Raw genomic sequence first — 21028 nt, 5'->3', positions numbered from 1 at the left:
CGTCACACCTCGTACGAAGACAGCGACGAACACGCGCCGCACTTGCCGCAGCCTGCCTTGATGTCGGCGGACCGCAGGTTCGCTGCGCGCAGCATCGCGCCGAGCGGTTCGAGCACCGAGCGCATGAAAGCGGGCGTGGGCGCGGGGTGGTCTTCGAGCGGCGTGCCGCTGATCGGCACGAACGGCACGACGAACGGATACACGCCGCGCCCGATCAGTTCGCGCGACGTCTCCAGAATCGCCTCCGCGGTGTCGCCGAGCCCCGCGAGGATGTAGGTGCCGACCTGGCCGCGGCCGAACACCGCGACCGCCGCCTCGAACGCCTCCATGTAGCGCGCGAGCGGCACGCTTGCCTTGCCCGGCATGATCCGCTCGCGCACCTCGGGCGTGACAGCTTCCAGATGCATGCCGAGCGTGTCGATACCGCTCGCCTTCATCCGCTCGAACCACAGGTCGTGGTCCGGCGGCTCGCATTGCGCCTGGATCGGCAGGTTGACAGCAGCCTTGATCGCGAATGCGCTTTCGCAGAGGATCTGCGCGCCGCGGTCGCTCGTCGGCGGCGTGCCGGTGGTCAGCACCATATGTTTCACGCCGTCCAGCAACACCGCGGCACGCGCCACTTCCGCAAGCTGCTGCGGCGTCTTGCGCGCAATCGTGCGCCCCGCCGCGAGCGACTGGCCGATCGCGCAGAACCGGCACGCCTTGCGCCGGCTCTCGTAACGGACGCAGGTCTGCAGCACGGTCGTCGCGAGCACGTCCGAACCGTGCAGCGTCGCGATCTGCGAATACGGCACGCCATCGAGCGTCTGCATGCCGTAGAACCGCGGCGCCCGCGGAAAGCCGATGCTCGCGATCGGAATCGCACCGCGCATCAGCGCGCTCGTGCCGCTCGCATCCGGTTCCCCGGCGACGAACGGCGAGTGCCACGCGGTGTTCGTATGCACCGGCACCATGATCGTCACGCCGTCCACCGTCACGGCCTTGTGATCGGACGGCCCCGCGCCGCCGCGCCGGCTCGCGACGCCCGCATGCGGACTCTCGAGACGCAAACCCGCGGACTGCAGTTCGGTCATCAGTTGCCGGCTAGCGGCCGACAGATTCTCGCGTGCGTTCATGAAAGCGTTCTCCATTGGCGCCCCATTCCGCTTCGCCGTGGTCCGGAAGCGCGTCGCGCAGTGACAGCGCATCCGCGGGCGGCATATCGCGGCGCATCTCGTGCATTGCCGTGACCGGCACCGCCGGGCGGTCGTTGATCGCGAGGCTCAGCAGTTCGGGGCGCGCGTAGTGCCCGACCGAATCCATCATCCGTTTGCGTTTCGTGATCAGCGTCATGTCGAGATCGGCGATCACCATGCCCTCGCCCTCTCGCAGCGGCTCGGCAAGATGCTGTCCTTCGGGCGACACGATCGCCGTATGGCAGCCGCCGCGCAGCGCGTTCTGCAGCTTCGGGTCGCTCGTGACGGACTCGATCTGCGCGTCGGTGAGCCAGCCGGTCGCGTTGACGACGAAGCAGCCCGATTCCAGCGCGTGATGACGGATCGTCACATCGATCTGCTCGGCGAAAACCGGCCCGACGAGCGAGCCGGGAAACTGACTGCAGTGGATCGCTTCGTGCTGCGTCATCAGCGCATAGCGCGCGAGCGGGTTGTAGTGCTCCCAGCACGCGAGCGCGCCGACGCGGCCCACCCCTGTCTGCACGACCTTCAGACCCGCCGCGTCGCCCTGCCCCCAGATCATGCGTTCGTGGAAGGTCGGGGTGAGCTTGCGGCGCTTCAGCGCGAGCCGGCCGTCGACGTCGAAAATCAGCTGCGCGTTGTAGAGGCTGCCGTGATCGCGCTCGTTCACGCCGAGCACGACTACCATGCCATGGGTTCGCGCGCGCTCGGCCACCGCCTGCGTAACCGGCCCCGGCACGACGACCGCCTCCTCGTAGAGCCGCATGTGGTCCGCGCCGGACACGACGGGCGGACGCACGAACGAGAAATATGGGTAGTACGGCACGAACGTCTCGGGAAAGACGATCAGCTGCACGCCCTTGCCGGCGGCTTCGTCGATCGCCGCGCACACCTTGTCGAGCGTGCCGGCGGCGCGCTCGAGATCGGGCGCGATCTGCGCGGCGGCCGCTCGAACGATGTGTGGATCGGACATGATGCGACTCGCGCTCAGACGGTCCACGTGTGGATGATCAGTGCGTTTTCCTTGCGATGCAGGAGTTGCAGATCCAGCACGTCGAGCGGATTGATCGGCTTGATCCCTTCGATCAGCGACGCCTCGCCGTGACCATACAGCGCCTGCAGCGCGAAGCGGCACGCGTACACGTTGCCGCCCTCTTCCATGAACTTCATCAGCTGCTTGTTGAAGTTCAGATGGCCGGGAAACGCTTCGTCGCCGAGCGTCGGAAAGCCGCGCTGCAAACCCAGCGTGACGCCCGGTCCATAGAGCAGCACCGACGTCGCGAAGCCCTTGCGTTGCAGGCGCGTGGCCTGCAGCAGATTGACGAAGCCGATCGACCCTTCGAACGCGACCGTGTGGAACGTGACAAGCGCTTTCTCGCCGGGCTCCGCCTTCACGTCCTCGAACACCTTCTCTTCGAAGTCGACCAGAAAATCTCCGCTCTTGTGATGCGGTTGCGTAACGGCAGGCATGGCAGTGCTCCATGAATCGGATCGGTTGAAGGAACGGCTCGCGCCCGGTGGCGCATTGCCGCGAGGCGCTCCCTTCAACGCAACGGCTATGCCAATCGATCGCACCGGCGATGCGATCAAGTTGCAATCATTCAAAACGCGGAAGTCGAAGGAATCCGAAAAAATTTTCGCGCGCACACTGGATGTGCTCCGCATAGCGTATCCGGGATGCGTTGCGACGCATCGCACTGCACCGCGATTGCGCAGGAACCGGCCGCCACATGTGCAGCGCAGGTGCGGTGCACACCGGAACCGTGCATCGATGCAATCAATGCGATCAAGTGTTGCGCGCAATCCGATCAGCTTTATTTTTCGGCTTTATCGCGTGCTAAGGTTTTCTCACCCAATCCGCCTTCACGTGCCGCGCGCGACATCATGGACAGCCTCACGCATCACTGGCTCAAGCGTCTGTCGGAAAGCCGCAAGCCAGCCTACATGACGATCCCCGATCTGATCGAAGAGGACCTCGCGAGCGGCCGCCTGCGCCCCAGAGACCGTCTGCCCGGGCTGCGCGATCTGGCGGACGCGCTGCAGCTGAACTACACCACCGTCGCGCGTGCCTACGCCGAAGCGCGCAAGCGCGGCCTGCTCGATTCGCGCGCTGGCAGCGGCACATTCGTGCGCGGCAAGACGCAGACCTTGCCGCTCGCGGGCGGCAGCAGTGTCGAGATGTCGATGAACATGCCGCCCGAGCCGCCAGAGTTCGCGGCACGACTCGCCGAATCGGCCGCGCGCGTGCTTGCCGCGACCGATCCGTATCGCCTGCTGCGCTATCAGGATTTTGGCGGGACGGCCGCCGATCGCGCGGCGGGACGCAACTGGCTCAAGACTCGTCTGCCCGATCGCGACGACGACACGATGCTGGTGTGTCCCGGCATTCACAGCGCGCTCGTTGCGCTCGTGTCGCAGTATGCGCGGCCCGGCGACACGATCTGTCTCGATGCGCTCGCGTACCCCGGCATCAAGGCGATCGCGTCGCAACTCGGCGTGCGTCTGCAGGCGTTGCCGCGCGACGACGAGGGACCGTTGCCGCATGCATTCGAAGCGCTATGCAGGACAGCGCTGCCCGGCGCGTTCTACTGCAACCCGACGCTGCAGAATCCGAGCACGCTGACGTTGTCGACGCAACGGCGCGAGGCGCTCGCCGATGTCGCGCTCCGCTACAGCGTGCCGATCATCGAAGACGATGCATACGGCCTGCTACAACCGGATGCGCCCGTCGCGATGGCGACGCTCGCGCCCGAACTCACGTGCTACGTGACCGGTCTCGCGAAGACCCTCGGTGCCGGCCTGCGCGTCGCGTATCTGAGCGCGCCCGGCGCGCGGCACGCGCAGCGGATTGCCGGCGCGCTGCGCGCGACGACCGTGATGCCGAGCCCGTTTACCGTGCTGCTCGCCACGCAATGGATCAACGACGGCACCGCGCACGACATGCTCGGAGCGATTCGCGCGGAGTCTGCCGCACGCCAGGCGATCGCCGCGCAGGAATTGTCCGCGTGGCCTCACGACGCGCATCCGGCCGCCTTCCATCTGTGGCTGCCGATTCCGCCGCATTGCGACTGGAGCGCGCCGGAACTCGCGCTGCAACTGCGCAACCAGGGCATCGGCGCAGTCGCGGGCGCCGCGTTTTCGACCGACGGCAACGCGCCGAACGCGATTCGCGTATGCCTAGGCGGTCCGCAGGACCGGAACGACTGTCGCGACGCGCTGCGTCGCATCGCCGACAAGCTCGACGATCCGCATCACCTTCACATGCCGATGCTGTGACGACGCCCGGGCAAACCCTGATCCAGCCGCATCGCGGCCAACGCAGGAAGTCCCGCCATGAATGGTCACTGTTCGACGAATCGCTCTAAACGACTCCCCCTTAATCTAAGGTTCATACACAGCATTGCCGTTACACCGGACATGACCGGCAACGGCCACTTCCCCGGATCGCCACCGACCCGGTGTAACCGACAACGCAACGCAGGGAATTCGTTCATGGATCTCATCGCAATGGCCCGGGACGCTGGCATGCAGGTTTTGCTCGACGCACAGATCGGCAGGCAGAGCTATCACAGCGTCTGCGGCTCGCTGAACTCGCTGCAGAAATTCGCCGACGCCGTGCGCGAAACGATGAAGCTCGAACTCGCGACCAGCGACGAATCGGGCGGCGCGGGCGAGCTCTGACCATGGCGTTCCTGATTGCGCGCGCAATGATGCTGGTGCGGCGCCTGCGCGCCTGAACCCGCCTCCGTCACTCCACTCCCCGCCTCACCTTCCCTCGCCGTAAAAACAGAGGGATTTCCTGCATGGCTGCCATTTGCGGAATCGCGTAAATAGATGGCTTGCGATTTTCTTCGTCGCGCATCGCATTGGATCAAGTAAATGCGCAGCGTAAATCTTCGCAAATAGCAAAAGCACCCAATTAATGACATTCCGCCCGATCGCGAATTGCGTTCAATGGTCTTCCATTGCGACCGGTTGTGCCGATCCGCAGGCGATGTCGCAGAGAGCTTCCTGTATTGATTGACCGGCTAGCCGGCTGCACCAGCCGCGCTATCTGCCTGCTTTCGGACGGGTCGAGGTACGCCATGAGTCATCGAGAGGACGGGGCGCCTGACGCCATTCCCATTCCATTGCCGGATGAGGACTGGGCGAAAGTCGAACATCTTTTTCGCGAAGATTCCAGATCGCGAGGCGGTCGTCCGAAAGCCAATCCTCGCGCCATTCTGAATGCGATTCTCTGGATTACCTCGCGCCACGAGAGCTGGAATCATTTACCGGCCACATTTCCGCCGATTCAGACCTGCTATATCCGTTCGCTGAAATGGCGAAAGAGCGGTCAGCTTGGCGAAGCCTTCGCGCTGCTCGGCGTCGTGCCCGACAGTGACAGCCCTCGCCCGTAAGTCCGCATCCGCATCGCCTGGCAACCTACGCGCGCCGCAAGCGGCCGCGATGCACGCTGCTGCCACACTGGAGTCCATGCAAGCCCACAGCGAAGCGTCCAACCTCACGATCGGCAGCAAGATCCGCGCGCTGCGTCAGCGCCTGAAGCTCACGCTCGACGCCACCGCGAGCGCGGCCGGTATTTCGAAAGGCTTTCTGTCGCAGGTGGAGCGCGGTCACGCCACGCCATCGCTGAATTCGCTGCGCGGTATCGCGTCGGCGCTCGGCGCGAGTCTGCCGTACTTCGTCGGCACGCCGAGCGAGGCGCAGTCCGTGCGGCGCGGTGAGCAGCTGAGCTTTTTCGGCTTTACCGATTCCCCGACGCGCTTTGCGCGCCTCACCAGCGAAACCGCCGGCCGCCAGCTCGAAACACTGCTCGTGCGGATGGCCCCAGGCCAACCGCACACCGACGTCGCGACCGACGCCGACGAGGAATTCATCTACGTCCTGACCGGCGAGGTCTCGCTGACGATCGAAGGCGAGACCTTCACGCTGAAATCCGGCGACAGCGCGCATTTCAGCTCGATGCTGCCGCACAGCTGGGCCAACGTCGCGGACACGGAAGCGCTCGTCGTCTGGGTCGGCACGCCGCGGCTCTTCTGACCGGCAGCACGGCGCCGCGCGTCGTTCCACGGCACCGTACGCCGCACCTCACAGGTTTCTTTTTTTCGTCCCATCGCGGGTGCACAATGGTCTCCCCCCGAGCGGGTTCGCCGTTTGCTGCGTCTGGCGAATGCGTCACGCGCGTTGACGGACGGGTGCTCGGGGTAAACACCAGTAAGGTTCCGAGAGAAATCTGCCGTTTGTGCCGTTGGGAGAACGCACATGACGGATGAACACAGAGCCGATAAGGCCGTGATCGCCGCATCCGAGGGAATGCCGTATCCGTCCGGGCTGGCGGAGCAGGTGCTCGCCTCGGAGCGCAGCATGTGGCGGCTGCTGGCCGCAAATGCGCCGCTTCACGACCTGCTCACGGAGGTATGCAGCCGCGCCGAGACGCTGCTCGGCGATGGCGTGCACTGTTCGATCCTGCTGCTCGACGCAGACGGGGTGCACGTGCACGTCGGCAGCGCGCCTTCGTTGCCGAAGGAATACAGCCGCGCGCTCGATGGCCTCGCGATCGGGCCGCGCGCCGGCTCGTGCGGCACCGCAATCTACGAGCGGCGCCTCGTCGTCGTCGAAGACATCGAGACCGATCCGCTGTGGGCCGATTACTGCGCGATCGCGCTGCCGTTCGGCCTGCGCGCGTGCTGGTCGGTGCCGTTCGAGAGCGACGCCGGCATCGTCGCGGGCGCGTTCGCCGTCTATCACGGCCGGCCGCGCCGTCCCAGCCCTGCCGAAGAAGCGATCCTGCGCGACATCGGCCGCAGCGTCGGCCTCGCGGTCCAGCGCAACGCGATGGTGCAGCGGCTCGCGCAGAGCGAGGAACATCACCGGCTCGTCGTCGACAACCTGAATGAAGGCATCGTCGTGCAGTCGCACGACGGCATCGTGCTCGCGTGCAATCCCAGTGCGCAGCGCATCCTGCGCGCGCCGGCCAACATCGTCGGCCAGCCGATCGAAACGGTGCTGCGCCGTGCGGTGTACGAAGACGGCACGCCGATGCGCCCCGAGGAACGCCCGTCGAAGCGCGCGCTCGCGAGCGGCCAGCCGCAGCTCGGCGTGACGCTCGGCATCGAGCTCGTCAGCGGCGACATGCTGTGGATCGTCGAAAACGCCGTGCCGATCGTGAAGCCGGGCGACGCCGGCGCCACCGCGCTGCTGATCTCGTTCACCGATATCGGCCCCGTGCGCGAAGCGCAGCGCCAGCTCACCTGGCTCGCGACGCACGATTCGCTGACTGGGCTCTTCAATCGCGCCTATCTTGCGGACCGCATGCGCGCGTTGCTGGAGCCGGCGGCGAACGGCAACGCGAGCCGTCCGACCGAACGGATGGCGGTGCTCTTCATCGATCTCGACGGCTTCAAGAAGGTCAACGACACCGCGGGCCACGAAGCCGGCGATGCGTTGCTGCGCAATATCGCGCAGCGCCTCACGTCATGCGTCGGCACACACGACACGCTCGCGCGCGTGGGCGGCGACGAGTTCGTGATCGCGGTGAGCGATTACCCGGATGCGGCGAGCCTCATCAAGCTCGCGCAGCAGGTGCTCGACACGATCGCGAAACCGCTCGCGGTGGCGGGCAATGAATACTATCTGAGCGCGTCGATCGGCATCAGCCTCTATCCCGACGACGGCACCGACGCGCTCACGCTGATGCGCCACGCCGACTCCGCGATGTACTACGCGAAGCAGTGCGGCCGCAACGACTACCAGTTCTTCAGCGCCGAGCTGAACCGGCATCTGCAGCGGCGTTTCGCGATCGAGCAGTCGCTGCGCCGCGCGCTGCCGAACCGCGAGCTGTCGCTCGCATGGCAGCCGATCGTCGAAGGCGCGAGCGGCCGCATCATCGGCGCCGAAGCGCTGCTGCGCTGGCGCAGCGAAGAGCACGGCACCGTGTCGCCCGCCGAATTCATTCCGGTCGCGGAAGACACCGGCATGATCGTCGAGATCGGCTCATGGGTGCTGGAGCGCGCGTGCGAGCAGATCGCCGAATGGCGCCGTTCGCTCGCGCCCAACCTGGCCATTTCAGTGAACCTGTCGCCGCGCCAGTTCGATGGCGGGCTCGTCGACCACATCGCCAACTGTCTTGCACGTTACAGCCTGGAACCCACCGGGCTCGAACTCGAGATCACCGAAGGCCTGCTGATGGGCGAGCCGCGCGCCGTGCTGCCCACCCTCACCGCGCTCACCGCAATGGGCGTGCGCGTGTCGCTCGACGACTTCGGCACCGGCTATTCGTCGCTGTCGTATCTGCACCGCTTTCCGCTGCGCAACCTGAAGGTGGACCGCTCGTTCGTCGCCGGTCTGCCGACGCATCGCGATTCGGTCGGGATCACTCAGGCCGTCGTCGCGATGGCGCATTCGCTGGGGATGAGCGTCACCGCGGAAGGCGTGGAAACGGCCGAACAAGCCGTGTTTCTGCGCGGCATCGGCTGCGACCGCATGCAGGGTTATCTGTTCGGGCGGCCCGTCGGCGCGGCGGAATTCGCGGCGCGGCTGCACGCGCTGCCGGATCGCGAGCGCCTGTGGCTTTTTGAGGACGAACAGGACGCGGCGATCACGCCGACGTCCCGCTGAGGTCCCTGTTAAGGTCCCTGCAACGCTCAGTGCTTCGGCTGGAAGCCCGGCTTGCCCATCTGCCACAGCGCGAACGCCCACTCGTCCGCCAGCAGATTGGCGCGCTGCGACACGCTCGAACCGATGCCGTGACCGGCGTCGTAATCGATCCGCAACAGCACCGGACGCTTGCTGCTGGTCGCGGCCTGCACGCGCGCCGCCATCTTCAGCATGTGCCACGGCGACACGCGCGGATCGTTCGCGCCGGTCGTGAACATGATCGCCGGATACGGCGTGCCGTCATGGATATGCGCGTACGCGCTCATCGCATAGAGCCCGTGAAAACCCGCTTCGTCGGAACTCGAGCCCATCTCCGGCACGTTCGGCGGACCGTTCGGTTCAGTCTCGAAACGCAGCGCATCGGATAGCCCGACGTCGTCGAGCACCACGCGGAAGAGGCCCGGGTCGATGCTCATCGCGCCGCCCATCACGATGCCGCCCGCGCTCGCGCTGTTCGCCGCGAGATACTTCGATTGCGTGTAGTGCTGATCGATCATGTACTGCGCCGACGCGACGAAATCGAGCATCGTGTTGATCTTCCACCGCTTCTGTCCGGCGCGATGCCATGCGTCGCCGTACTCGCCGCCGCCGCGCATGTGCGACACCGCGACGATGCCGCCCTGGTCGAGCCATGCCTGCCACTGCGGCCGGTACACCGGATCCATCGAAAGCCCGTAGCTGCCGTAGCCGAACACGATGGTCGCATGCGAGCCATCATGCGCAATGCCCTTCTTCGAAATCACCGACACCGGGATGCGCGTGCCGTCGTAACTCACCGCGTATTCGTCGTGCGCTTCGTAGGCATCGGATTCCAGCTTCGACGGCGGCACGAGGCCGGTATCGATCGCCGCGTTCTCGTTCACCGCCGGATCGAACGCGACTTCACGCGGCGCCTTCACCCAGCCCTGCAGATTGAACATCACGCCGGTATCGCGCGGATCGGCGCTCAGATCGCGCACGGTGCCCGAGAACGGCAGCGCGACGTTGGTGCTCGTCTTGCCGTCGAACGACACGCGTAGCAGCTGGAAGCTCGCGCCCGCGCGTTCGCCCACGTAGATCGAATCTTTCGCGAGCGTGAACGCGTCGATCACGTTCGGCCCTTCCGGCACGATCGCATCCGCATGCGCGATGTCCGGATGCGCGGCCGAAGTAGACAGGATCTGGAAGCGCGACGCGCCCTTCTCCGTGAGCAAGTACAGACGGTCGCCGCGCAGCTGCACGTCGGTCACGCCGTCCTGCGGGTCCGCGATCTTCTGCCACGGCGTATCGGCGCCATGAATGCGATCGAGCGGCGCCACGTAGAACGTGTTCGGGTTGTTGTCCATGTTGTGGTTGAGCACCGCGACCGCGTACTGCGAGTCCGGCGACAGCAGCACGTACGCGCCCTGGCCTTCCGGCACGTCGACCTTCGCGGAGACGCCGCGGCCGAACACCGCTTCGTCGCCTTCGCCATCGGTATGCTCGCCGAGCGTGTGCACGAACGTCACCGCGTTGTACTCGCTCAACGCGGGCGGCGTGTCGGGGCCCGCCTTCGGATAGCGCAGGTAGAAGAACGAACGGTTGTCGCTGCGCCACGACACGATGCAGTCGCTCGTGCGGTCAATCGATTCGGCGAGCTGCGTGCCGGTCTGCAGGTCCATCACATGCAGCACGCTCTTTTCCGAGCCGCCCTCGGACACGCCGTACGCGACGTAGCGTCCATCCCACGACGGCGAGTACCAGTCGAGCGCGTAGTGGTGCGCGCTGTCCGTCGCGAGCTTCGCCGGATCGACCACGACGTGCTCTTCGCCGTTCATGCCGTCGCGCCACGCGAGCTTCGGCAGATTGCTGCCCGGGTCCATCAGCCGGTAGAACAGACGATTGCCGCGGCGCGTGAATTCGTCGCGCGTCAGGTCGCCCGCCATCAGGTTCTGGATCTGCTTCGCGAGCGCGTTACGGCCGGGAATGCGGTCGAGCACCTTGCGCGTGTAGCCCGCCTGCGCCTTCATCCACGCCTGCACCTCGGGGTCCTTCAGGTTCTCCATGTACCGGTAGTTGTCGACGACTGCGGTGCCGAAATAGGTCGTCGTGACCGGCCGCACCGGCGCGACCGGCGGCCCATCGGCCGCGAATGTGGTGATGGCCGCGGCGGCGAGGCTGGTGGCGAGCGTCACGGCAAGAACGGTTGTGATTGCTTTCATCTGAGCTCTTCGGGTAACGAGGCGCGGCAAGATTACCGCGAGTGATCGCACGCAACAATAGCGATCAAAAACCGCGGCCGGACCACGAATACACGTAGTCATGCGCTGCGAATCGTTCCAAAGATTTCACCGGTGTAACGGATTACAGAGGCGCAAAGCGCGTCCGGCCGGCACATGAAGCGCGGGCCCGCGCGAAGAGCCGCGCCGGGCGGTGCGTTGCGCGGGATTTCAAGGCGCGGCGAAGGGCGCCGCGACGGTCAGCATGCCGCGCCCTGGTCACACCAGGTAACACGTGTAAATGCGGCTGAAACCGATTGCCGGGGAATACCTTCTACACTCGAATCGCCTCTCCCCCGAGGCGCTTGTTAGATCCCCTGTATCTGGCCCATCCTTCGAGATGGGCCGCTTTTTGTCCGTCGCTTTTGTGCGTGGCTTCGACCGAAGCACCACGACGCTGGAGAACGTTGTGATCAGACTGCTTGTCGTCGTTGCACTGGCCGTGGCGGGCCTTGCCGGTTGCGTCGTCGCGCCGTACGGCTATCCCGCGTACGGCTATGGCTACTACCCCGCGCCGGCATACTACGCGGCGCCCGCTGTCGGGGTCGGCGTGGTCGGCAATTTCCGTATCCACTGACCCCACCCGCAGCTCAACCGTCCCAAGCAGATCGACCGCTACAGGTTGATCTGCCCACCCATCTCCACCACGCGGTTTGCCGGCAGGCTGTAATACTCCGCAGCCTGCGCCGCGTTGCGTCCGAGGAAAGCGAACAGCTTCTCGCGCCATAGCGACATCGCGCCGCTCTGTCCGGTGGCGATCACCGTGTCGCGCGCGAGGAAGAACGACGTGTCCGCGGGTTCGTACTCCCACTCCGGGATCTGCTTCGCGACGAGCTGCAGGATCGTCGGGATGTTCGGAATCTCCATGAAGCCGTGCTTCACCGACACCGAATAGCAGCCGTGGCCGAGATCCTCGACGACCGTCTTGTGATCGTCAGGCACATGCGGCACGTTCTCCGTCGAACCCGCGAGGAAAATGTTGGTCCGGTGCATCACGCGGTTGTGCTTCAGGTTGTGCATGAACGCGGAAGGCGTCATGCCTTCCACGCCGCCCGGAAACACCGCGGTGCCGTCGATGCGCGGCGGCGGATGCGAGCCGCCGCAGAGCGAACGGATCAGATCGGCGAGCGGAATGTTCCCCGACTTCATCATGTCCACCATCAGTTCGCGGCCGCGGTGCCACGTGGTCATGATCGTGAAGAGCGCGCCGCCCGCGAGCAGCGGGAACCAGCCGCCGTCCATCACCTTGCCGACGTTGCTCGACACGAACACCGCGTCGACGAGCGCGAGCGGCCCGATCACGACGAACGTCGCGATCGGCTTCCAGTGCCACAGACAATGCGTGATGAAGTACATCAGCAGCGTGGTCAGCAGCATCGTCGACGCGACCGCGATGCCGTACGCGGCCGCGAGATTATCGGACGACTTGAAGAACACGACGAGGAACACCACCGCCGCATACAGCGAGATGTTGATGAACGGCACGTAGATCTGCCCCATCTCTTCGGTCGACGTGTGGACCACCGGAATGCGCGGCAGAAAGCCCAGCTGCACCGCCTGCTTCGTCATCGAGAACGCGCCCGAAATCACCGCCTGCGACGCGATGATCGTGGCCGCCGTCGCGAGCACGACGAGCGGCACGAGCGCCCAGTCCGGCGCCGATTCGAAGAACGGCTGCGCGATGGCCTTGGGCCGCTCGAGCACCAGCGCGCCCTGGCCGAAGTAATTGAGCAGCAGGCTCGGCAGCACGAGGATCAGCCACGCGGCGCGGATCGGCCGCTTGCCGAAGTGACCCATGTCCGCGTACAGCGCCTCGCCGCCCGTCAGCGCGAGAAACACCGAACCCAGCACGACGAACGCCGTGCCCGGCGCGTGCGCGACGAAGCCGATCGCATAGAGCGGCGACACCGCGGCGACGATGGCCGGATGCGACGCGATATGCAGCAGGCCGAGCACCGCGAGCGTCGCGAACCACAGCACCATGATCGGACCGAACAGCTTGCCGACTGCCGCGGTACCGCGCTTCTGCAGCTTGAAGAGACCCGTCAGGATCACGAGCGAAATCGGCACGATCCACGCAGTGAGTTTCGCGTCGACGAGCGTCACGCCTTCCACCGCGGAGATCACCGAGATCGCCGGCGTGATCATCGAGTCGCCGTAGAACATCGCCGCGCCGAACACGCCGAGCGTGAGCAGCACGTTGCGCAATCTGGCGGGCGCGACGCCGGACGCGAGCGCGGTCAGCGCGAGAATGCCGCCTTCGCCCTCGTTGTCCGCGCGCATCACGAAGCTCACGTACTTCAGCGTGACGACGACGACGATCGACCACAGGATCAACGACACGATGCCGAACACGTTGATCTGGCTCACGCCGCCCGCGGCTTTCAGGCATTCACGCAGCGTGTAGAGCGGACTCGTGCCGATGTCGCCGAACACGACGCCGATCGCGCCGAGCACGAGGCCCGTCGCGGCGCTGGAGTTTTTCTGCAGGGTCTGGGTAGCGGATGAAGACATGGACCGGTCGTGGATTGGGGGAAACAACATGGATACACCGGCGATGTGTCCGCCGATGTATCGGTCGATCTGCATCGCAATCGAAGCCGCGCTGGGTGCGGACCCAGCCTTGCGGATTCCTTACTCCTGCTTGCCGTTACGGCCGTCGTCCTGATCGTCTGACGAACCTGGCTGTGCGAGATTCCAGATACCGCGCAGCGCGATCAACAGGCCAAGACCGATACCAGCGGCAACCAACAGATACGTACTCATTTCGATCCTTACTGATTCATTGCGGCGCGAAGGGCTCGAAGGCGCGCGCTACAATCCGAGTCCGGATACTACCTACCCTTCCTTTCAGAATTCATGGCAGGTTCGCCGCCGTCGTACTCGAGCGCTGCCTCGCATCTGCGATGGCTGGCCGCCTGCGGGCCCGGGCTTCTCGTGATGCTCGCGGACTGCGACGCGGGCAACGTCGTAACCGCTGCGCAAAGCGGCGTGCAGTGGGGCTACCGTCTGCTGCCGATGCTGCTTGCGCTGATTCCGCTGCTGTACATGGTGCAGGAACTGACCGTGCGGCTCGGCATCTTCACCGGCTGCGGGCACGGTGAACTGGTACGCGCAAAACTCGGCCCCGGCTGGGCATGGATCTCGGCGTTCGGTCTGTCGATCGCGGTGCTCGGCTCGCTCGTCACCGAATTCACCGGCATCGCGGGTGTCGGCGAAATGATCGGCGTCTCGCGTTCGGTGTCGCTGCCGCTCGCGCTCGCCGTGCTGGTCGGTGTGGTGTTCACGGGCTCGCATCGACGCATCGATCGCATCGCGATGGTGATCGGCGCGTTCGAACTCACGTTCTTCGTCGTCGCATGGCGCGCGCATCCGGAGCTCGCGCAGCTCAGCCGTGCCGTTGCGGATCAGCCATTCCACGACCCCGGCTTCGCGTACCTGATCGCGGCGCTGATCGGCGCGACCTTCAATCCGTGGATGATTTTCTACCAGCAGGCCGCGGTGGTGGACCGCCGGCTCGGTCCGCACGATTACACGGCGGCGCGAGTGGAAACCGCGGCCGGCGCGGTGCTCACGCAACTGCTGACCGCGGCCGTGCTGGTCGCCGCGGCCGCCACGCTGTCGTCGAGCGGCGCGCGTCATGCACTGGAAAGCGTCGGCGAAATCAGCGCCGCGCTCTCCGCGGTGCTCGGGCCGCGCGTGGGACGCGTGCTGTTCGGCGTCGGCGTGCTGGGTGCATCGATGGTCGCCGCGATCGTCTGCTCAATGTCGCTTGCGTGGGGACTCGGTGAAGTGGCTGGCTATCAGCGCTCGCTCGATACGGATACGCGTCGCGCGCCGTGGTTCTATGCGGTCTATGTCGTCACGGTGGCGTTCAGCGCGGCGCTCGTGTGGCTCACGCCGAATCTCGTGTCGCTGAATGTCGCGGCGCAGGTGGTCAATGCGCTGATGCTGCCGCTCGCGCTCGGCACGCTGATTGCGCTCGGCGCGACCACGCTGCCGCGCGAACGGCGGCCGCGCGGCGTGTATCTGTGGGTGCTGGTTGCGATGGGTACGGCGGTGTCGCTGGCGGCGGTGGCGGGCGCGGTGTTTTATTTCGTCGCTTGAAGCGCGGTTGCCATGCGCGTCAACACGCGAAGCGCACGCCGCGCGCCGCGGCGAAACCAGCTCAGACGCGCTTTGGGATGTCCAGGCCTCTCACGACAGCAGGCCGCGCGAGGAACGCATCGAGCACGCGTTTCACCTGCACGAAATCCTTGAAGCCGACCAGTTCGCCCGCCTCGTAGAAGCCGACCAGATTGCGTACCCACGGGAACGTCGCAATGTCCGCGATCGTGTACTCGTCGCCCATGATCCACTGCCGGCCCGTGAGCCGCTTTTCGAGCACGGTCAACAGACGCCGCGACTCCGCGATATAGCGATCGCGCGGACGCTTGTCTTCGTACTCCTTGCCGGCGAATTTGTGGAAAAAGCCGACCTGGCCGAACATCGGGCCGATGCCGCCCATCTGGAACATCACCCACTGGATGGTTTCGTAGCGCGCCGCGACATCCGCCGGAATAAACTTGCCGCTCTTGTCGGCGAGGTAGATCAGGATCGCGCCGGATTCGAACAGCGGCAGCGGTTTGCCGCCGGGGCCGTTCGGGTCGATGATCGCGGGAATCTTGTTGTTCGGGCTCACCGACAGAAACTCGGGCGTCATCTGGTCGTTCAGGTCGAAGCGCACCAGATGCGGCTCGTAACGCAGGCCCGTTTCTTCCAGCATGATCGAGACCTTGACGCCGTTCGGCGTGGGCAGCGAATAGAGCTGGATGCGGTCCGGATGCTCAGCGGGCCATTTGTCGTGGATCGGGAAAGCGGAGAGAGCGGTCATACGCGGTCCTCGTGAAGGCAAGGTAGCGAAGATGGCGCATGGTGCGCGGCCTCGCGCATCGACTTGCAGCGGACCATGCTGATCCGGCGCATTCTACCTGCGTAGCGGTTTTCGCGTCGGAAGCGTCAGAAGCTCAGCTCGACGTCCACCGGTGCGCCGACGCGTAAGCGCTGCCCCGCGCCTTCCACCACGATCGCGTTCTGACCGAAGGTCAGGCCGCCATCCACGCGAGGGTCCGCGCGGTACGTCGCCAGCGTGTCGAGCGGTTCGTACGGCCAGCGTGCATCGAAGTCACCTGCAGCCTGATCGACGGTCGTGATCGGGCAGCGCGCGCACGGCTTCACGAGACGCAGCACCACGCCGTCCACCGTCAACGTATCCACGTAATCTTCGTCGAACGCTTCGATGTCGCCGATCACGACGTTCGGGCGGAAGCGGTTCATCGGCAGCGCATCGACACCCTTGTCGCCCAGCCGGCCGTTCAGTTCCGCGAGCGATGCGTCGCTTGCGACCAGCAGCGGAAATCCATCGGCGAAGCGCGTCGGGGCATCGGTGTCGCGCGTCCAGTCGCGACTTGCGAGACGCGTGACGTCGTCGGCGAAACGCACGAGCCGCAATGGCGCGCCGATCGCAGCCGAGATCCAGCGCGCGGCGGCGTCGCCTTCGTCGAGCGCATCGAAGCAATCGCGCCACACGCTCACCGGCACGCGAGTCAGATGCGCAGGCGCCGCGTATGACAGTACCAGTTCCGCGCCATTGGGCGTGCGCAGATGCAGCGCGTCGGCTGCGAGTTCGGTCGCGATCAGCGCCATCGCCGGGTACTCGCGTTGCGACACGAAACGGCCCGTTGCGTCGACCACCATCCAGTGGCGATCCCAACGCAGGCCGTGCGATTCGAGCTGCGCTTCGTCGAGCGCGATGCCGCGGCAGGATTTCACAGGGTAGACGAACAGCGCGCTGATGAAGGGCATGATGGGATCACGGCGAGTTGTGGGCAGGGGTTGCCGGACAATTTTACGACACCGCCTGAAACGCGGTGTACGATACCGCCGGATCGACAAAACCCGACAAAACCCGCATCGGCGTTCCTCCACGCATGCAAAGAACGAGACAGCATCCGCGCCCTGACTGGCCGCAACGGCTCGACGACGCCGGCTTCCGTTTCCATTCGATCGACGAACACGGCGCGATGCAGCCGCCGGACGCGCAACGTTTTCCGTACTGGGTCGAAGACGCGGCCTACGTATTCACCGAAGACGAGATCGAAACGCTGTGGGCCGCCACACGCGAACTGCATATCCGCTGTCTCGAAGCCGTCGACTACGTGATCCGCGCACGGCTCCTGTCGCGCATGGCGATTCCCACGGAATTCGAGGGCTTGATCCGCGCATCGTGGGAGCGGCGTGACCCGAACGTGTACGGCCGCTTCGATCTGACGCTCGACGAACGCGGCGCGCCGAAGCTCTACGAGTACAACGCGGATACGCCCACTTCACTGATCGAATCGAGCATCGCGCAGTGGTTCTGGAAGACCGACGTGCAGCCCGCGCACGACCAGTTCAACAGCATCCACGAAGCGCTGATCGAGCGCTGGGGCATGCTGCGGCAGCACTATGCCGGCGTCGATACGCTGCATTTCGCTTGCATCTACGACAGCATGGAAGACGTCGGCAACGTCGAGTACATGATGGACACCGCCGTGCAGGCCGGCTGGAAGGTCAAGATTCTCGACGTGCGCCGGATCGGCGTCGATCGCACCGACCAGTTCTACGACGAGGAAGACGAGCCCATCGAGCTGATCTTCAAGCTCTATCCGTGGGAATGGATGCTGCGCGAACGCTTCGGCGCGAGCCTGATCGCGAGCCCCACGCGCTGGGTCGAACCGCCGTGGAAGATGATCCTGTCGAACAAGGCGATCCTGCCGATCCTCTGGCAACTCTTCCCCGATCATCCAAACCTGCTGCCCGCCTCCTTTTCCGTGAGCGATTTCGCCGACAAGCCGCATGCGAAGAAGCCGTTCTTCTCGCGCGAAGGTGCGAACATCTCGCTGACGCTGCCCGATGGGCGCGTTATCGACGAAGCCGGTCGCTACGGCGAAGAAGGCTTCATCTATCAGGCGTACGCCCCGTTGCCGCGCTTCGGCGGACGCTACGTGACGCTCGGATCGTGGGTGGTGGGCGACGAAGCGGTCGGACTCTGCGTGCGCGAAGAGCTGCAGCCGATCACGCGCAACACCAGCTATTTCCTGCCGCACTACTTCATCAAGAACGACCCGACATGAAGGTTCAAAAGCGTCCGAAGCTGACCTTGATCGGCACGCTCGGCGTGCTGGCCGGTGCATCGCTCGTCACGGCGTGCGACAACGATTCGAAAGTGGACGTCCAGCGTGCGCGCTATGCGTCGCAGGCGGATTGCGAAGCGGACTGGTCGCGCGCGGGCGATTGCGTGTTCGTTGCTGATGGCGCGCAGCCGGCTTCCGGTGCTTCGGGGGCATCGGGCGCGTCAGGATCGTCCGGTGGCGGAGCGCACGGCGGCGGCTACTACGGCGGCCACTGGTACGGGCCGTACTACACCCGCGGCGGCACCGTCTATCACAGCGATGGCAACGAAACGACCGAGCGCGTGTCGACGAGTCATTCGACGGGCGTCACCGAATCCAACGTCTCATCGCGCTCGCTGTCGGGCAAATCGGGCCACGGCGGATCGGAAGGGATTTCGCGCGGCGGCTTTGGCGAATCAGCCCATTCGGGCGGCGGCGAGGGCGGACACGGCGGGTAACGCCGTGCTCCTGCTACGAGAACGCTATTACGCGCAGACTTCCAGTTCTTCCACCGCCGTGAGCGTCTGCGCGTCGCGCCGCATCTTCATGTTGCGGTAAGCGCCCGCCAGCTGCTGGCTGGCCTTCAGCAACACCTCGAAGCGCGTTTCGCGCAGCTGCTGGTCGTATTCGTTGACGATCTGCGCGAGTTGCGCAACCGGCAGCGGCTTGCCAGCCAGATCGCGAACGCCGTTGATGTGCGCGAATAGCGCATCGCCGGTGGTGCGCAGGATGTCCGCGGAGATGCGGCTATGGCCGGCGTCCTTCAGGAACGCGACCAGCAGGAACACGTGCACGAGCGCCTTGATGCAGGCATCGTCGGTACGGCCCTGGCGGACCGCTTCGAGCGCGACGCGAAAACGCACGATGATCGCGTCCGCATCCTGGCGGCTGAGCGGCTGCTTCAGATGCCGGCGGCCATTTCCGCTCGACAGCGACACTTTCCTGACCATCGCATCCTCCCGGCACCGGCCGACGCAGATGGAGCCGTCGGCGCTTCGATATAGTCTTCCGCCCGCGCGGATGCACGGGCACAGACGACAATCTAACGGGTCGAAAGTCCAGGCAATCGGTCCAATAGCGGGGTAAACGGCCGCCAGTACCTGGGATTGGCGCGGTCCCGCTTCGGCTCCACGCAGGCCAGCTTCAGCGCCGGCCGTTACGCCACGCGCCCAGCAGCGCCGGCAGCGACTGCATGTCAACGAAGATCTGCGCGACGCCGACGGCGCGCAACGCATCGTGCGAACTGTGGCCGTGGTTGCTCGGGCTGTAGCCGAACACCGTGGCGCCCGCCGCCACGCCGGCGGTAGCGCCCGTGGCCGAGTCTTCGATCACCGCGCAACGGGCGGGTTCGACGCCGAGACCATCCGCGGCGGCGAGGTAGACATCGGGATGCGGCTTGTTGCGACCCAGTTCGTGGCCGCTGAAAATCTTGCCCTCGAAGCAGTCGAGCAGACCCGCCTTCTGCAGCTGCAGCCGCACCTTGAAGCGGTCCGCGCCCGACGCCACCGCGACGCGCCCATCCAGCCGCGCGGACAATTCATGCACCGCCTCGACGATGCCGGGAATCGGCGCGACGCTGCGTTCCAGTTCAGTATTACGGCGCGCGCGAAACTGCTCGATCCACTCGGCGTCGATGGTGACGCCGGTGTGCGCATGGATCGTCGGCGCTTCGTCCATCACCGTCTTGCCGACGAAAAGCCGCATCGTCTCGTCGACACTCAGATGCCAGCCGAGCTCGCCCAGCATCGTCGCGAGCACGGTGTTCGTGATGGTTTCGGAATCGACGAGCACGCCGTCGCAATCGAACAGCACGGCGTCAAACGGGAAAGCGGACATGGGCGGACGTCTCGGTACGGAGGGCGAAACGTGAAGGATAGCCGAAGTGCGCCACGGTGGTCTCCGGGTCGTCTCTGCGGCGCGCCTAGCTCGACGTGGTCGTTTCTTCCACCGGCTGTGAAGCACGCGACGACGTCTGCATGCCGCCATCGGCCTCGCTCCATCGCACCACCCACTCGGGCAACATCGGCGAAGGCTGTGACACCTGCGCGAGTTCCATCAGCTCCGCGACCGATACGGTGCCGCCCGCGCGCTTCAGAAAACGCGTGCGAACCACGCCGAGCGCAACCTGCATGCCATCGCGTACGAAGCCCTGTTCGAGGAAGATCTGCCGGTCGTCCCAGCCGATCACACGCGTGGTCACCTGGTAGCGGTCGTTCAGTTCGAGCGAGCGATGAAAGCGCATCGTCTCAAGCGTGACGACCGGATACCAGCCGCGCGCATTGAGCCGCTTCCATAGTCCGCTGCGGATCATCAGATCGACGCGCGCGAGATCCATGATCGAGAAATAGCGGCTGTTCGTCATGTGACGCAGCACGTCGAGGTCGTTCAGCAACACGCGATACGGCGTGACGCAGGTATCGAGCACATGCAGCGGCCCTCGACGGCGGGCGAACAGGATCGTGAGAAACAGACGTAGCAGCAGACTCATGGCGATAGCAGAAACATGGAAACCGCACGCCGCATCATCGGGCGCGCGCGAGTCTGCATGGTAGACGCCTTGCGTGAAGCTGTCTCGCGAATGCGTGCTGCCAGGGGTAGAACACCTCTTCTCGTCTGCTTGTTGTCAGATGCCGTTCAACGTGTCACATGGAGTCGCACACGACGCGTCATTCCAACCCTCCCTGGCACAGGTACTTGATCGACAGATAGTCGTCGAGGCCGTACTTCGAGCCTTCACGCCCGTAGCCCGACTCCTTCACGCCGC

The 21028-nt window shown here is 65.3% G+C and carries 20 protein-coding genes; 9 read left to right on the top strand and 11 right to left on the bottom strand.

What is annotated here, in order from left to right; genetic code table 11:
• Positions 1-2 precede the first annotated feature (2 nt).
• The 3 genes from DVS29_RS08135 to DVS29_RS08125 are packed head-to-tail and all read right to left on the bottom strand — an operon-like array spanning position 3 to position 2645.
• Entirely contained in the window at positions 3-1115 is a 1113-nt protein-coding gene (locus DVS29_RS08135) for an MSMEG_0568 family radical SAM protein (RefSeq protein ID WP_240655514.1), read from the bottom strand.
• A complete protein-coding gene (locus tag DVS29_RS08130; protein WP_118180138.1) occupies positions 1084-2148 on the bottom strand; it encodes a Nit6803 family nitrilase in 1065 nt (354 codons plus the stop codon). Before DVS29_RS08130 ends, DVS29_RS08135 begins: the two co-directional genes overlap by 32 nt.
• 14 nt (positions 2149-2162) lie before the next feature.
• The gene (locus DVS29_RS08125; RefSeq protein WP_118179938.1) at positions 2163-2645 is read right to left on the bottom strand and encodes an MSMEG_0572/Sll0783 family nitrogen starvation response protein; all 483 of its coding nucleotides are present in this window, start codon (positions 2643-2645) and stop codon (positions 2163-2165) included.
• Positions 2646-3059: 414 nt separating this feature from the next.
• Here DVS29_RS08125 and DVS29_RS08120 point away from each other — a divergent pair, with 414 nt between their 5' ends.
• The 5 genes from DVS29_RS08120 to DVS29_RS08100 all read left to right on the top strand — a co-directional run bounded on the left by DVS29_RS08120 (position 3060) and on the right by DVS29_RS08100 (position 8795).
• Positions 3060-4451 carry an aminotransferase-like domain-containing protein gene (locus tag DVS29_RS08120; protein WP_118180136.1) on the top strand — a complete coding sequence of 464 codons (1392 nt, stop codon included), beginning with the start codon at positions 3060-3062 and terminating at the stop codon, positions 4449-4451.
• A gap of 216 nt (positions 4452-4667) precedes the next feature.
• The gene (locus tag DVS29_RS08115; RefSeq protein WP_118179937.1) at positions 4668-4856 is read left to right on the top strand and encodes a hypothetical protein; all 189 of its coding nucleotides are present in this window, start codon (positions 4668-4670) and stop codon (positions 4854-4856) included.
• Between the two features lie 404 nt (positions 4857-5260).
• Positions 5261-5575, top strand: a complete 315-nt coding sequence (locus DVS29_RS08110) for a transposase (RefSeq protein ID WP_240655513.1) — start codon at positions 5261-5263, stop codon at positions 5573-5575.
• Positions 5576-5651: 76 nt separating this feature from the next.
• Positions 5652-6218, top strand: coding sequence for a helix-turn-helix domain-containing protein (locus DVS29_RS08105; RefSeq protein ID WP_118179936.1), 567 nt, complete (start codon positions 5652-5654; stop codon positions 6216-6218).
• Between the two features lie 222 nt (positions 6219-6440).
• Complete coding sequence (locus tag DVS29_RS08100; RefSeq protein ID WP_118179935.1) at positions 6441-8795, top strand: putative bifunctional diguanylate cyclase/phosphodiesterase; 2355 nt, start codon at positions 6441-6443, stop codon at positions 8793-8795.
• Positions 8796-8821: 26 nt separating this feature from the next.
• On the opposite strand, the gene DVS29_RS08095 is transcribed toward DVS29_RS08100, so the two are convergent.
• Positions 8822-11014 (bottom strand): prolyl oligopeptidase family serine peptidase, encoded by a 2193-nt coding sequence (locus DVS29_RS08095; protein WP_164707865.1) that lies wholly within the window; start codon positions 11012-11014, stop codon positions 8822-8824.
• Between the two features lie 466 nt (positions 11015-11480).
• Here DVS29_RS08095 and DVS29_RS37250 point away from each other — a divergent pair, with 466 nt between their 5' ends.
• On the top strand, positions 11481-11648 hold the full coding sequence (locus DVS29_RS37250) for a hypothetical protein (RefSeq protein ID WP_164707864.1): 168 nt from the start codon (positions 11481-11483) through the stop codon (positions 11646-11648).
• Positions 11649-11686: 38 nt separating this feature from the next.
• Here the strand turns inward: DVS29_RS37250 and DVS29_RS08085 are convergent, their stop codons facing one another.
• On the bottom strand, positions 11687-13600 hold the full coding sequence (locus DVS29_RS08085; protein ID WP_420816082.1) for a potassium transporter Kup: 1914 nt from the start codon (positions 13598-13600) through the stop codon (positions 11687-11689).
• 105 nt (positions 13601-13705) lie between these two features.
• On the bottom strand, positions 13706-13837 hold the full coding sequence (locus DVS29_RS38110) for a hypothetical protein (RefSeq protein WP_276314289.1): 132 nt from the start codon (positions 13835-13837) through the stop codon (positions 13706-13708).
• Positions 13838-13930: 93 nt separating this feature from the next.
• On the opposite strand from DVS29_RS38110, the gene DVS29_RS08080 reads away from it, so the two are divergent.
• Positions 13931-15178 carry an NRAMP family divalent metal transporter gene (locus tag DVS29_RS08080; protein WP_118179931.1) on the top strand — a complete coding sequence of 416 codons (1248 nt, stop codon included), beginning with the start codon at positions 13931-13933 and terminating at the stop codon, positions 15176-15178.
• 61 nt (positions 15179-15239) lie between these two features.
• Here DVS29_RS08080 and DVS29_RS08075 read toward each other — a convergent pair whose 3' ends face one another.
• Positions 15240-15944, bottom strand: a complete 705-nt coding sequence (locus DVS29_RS08075; protein WP_118179930.1) for a glutathione S-transferase N-terminal domain-containing protein — start codon at positions 15942-15944, stop codon at positions 15240-15242.
• A gap of 125 nt (positions 15945-16069) precedes the next feature.
• Positions 16070-16915, bottom strand: coding sequence for an MOSC domain-containing protein (locus tag DVS29_RS08070; RefSeq protein WP_118179929.1), 846 nt, complete (start codon positions 16913-16915; stop codon positions 16070-16072).
• Between the two features lie 125 nt (positions 16916-17040).
• Here DVS29_RS08070 and DVS29_RS08065 point away from each other — a divergent pair, with 125 nt between their 5' ends.
• Together DVS29_RS08065 and DVS29_RS08060 are read left to right on the top strand one after the other, a co-directional pair.
• A complete protein-coding gene (locus DVS29_RS08065; protein WP_118179928.1) occupies positions 17041-18225 on the top strand; it encodes a glutathionylspermidine synthase family protein in 1185 nt (394 codons plus the stop codon).
• Entirely contained in the window at positions 18222-18722 is a 501-nt protein-coding gene (locus tag DVS29_RS08060) for a hypothetical protein (RefSeq protein ID WP_118179927.1), read from the top strand. Before DVS29_RS08065 ends, DVS29_RS08060 begins: the two co-directional genes overlap by 4 nt.
• 27 nt (positions 18723-18749) lie before the next feature.
• Here DVS29_RS08060 and DVS29_RS08055 read toward each other — a convergent pair whose 3' ends face one another.
• The 3 genes from DVS29_RS08055 to DVS29_RS08045 all read right to left on the bottom strand — a co-directional run bounded on the left by DVS29_RS08055 (position 18750) and on the right by DVS29_RS08045 (position 20752).
• Positions 18750-19214, bottom strand: a complete 465-nt coding sequence (locus tag DVS29_RS08055; protein WP_118179926.1) for a hypothetical protein — start codon at positions 19212-19214, stop codon at positions 18750-18752.
• Positions 19215-19407: 193 nt separating this feature from the next.
• Complete coding sequence (locus tag DVS29_RS08050; RefSeq protein WP_118179925.1) at positions 19408-20100, bottom strand: HAD family hydrolase; 693 nt, start codon at positions 20098-20100, stop codon at positions 19408-19410.
• Positions 20101-20185: 85 nt separating this feature from the next.
• The gene (locus DVS29_RS08045) at positions 20186-20752 is read right to left on the bottom strand and encodes an acyl-CoA thioesterase (RefSeq protein WP_118179924.1); all 567 of its coding nucleotides are present in this window, start codon (positions 20750-20752) and stop codon (positions 20186-20188) included.
• Positions 20753-21028 lie beyond the last annotated feature (276 nt).

Origin of the sequence: Paraburkholderia phosphatilytica (genome assembly GCF_003443895.1) — a bacterium.
GTDB classification, from domain to species: domain Bacteria; phylum Pseudomonadota; class Gammaproteobacteria; order Burkholderiales; family Burkholderiaceae; genus Paraburkholderia; species Paraburkholderia phosphatilytica.
This window is presented reverse-complemented; position numbering and strand designations above follow the sequence as displayed.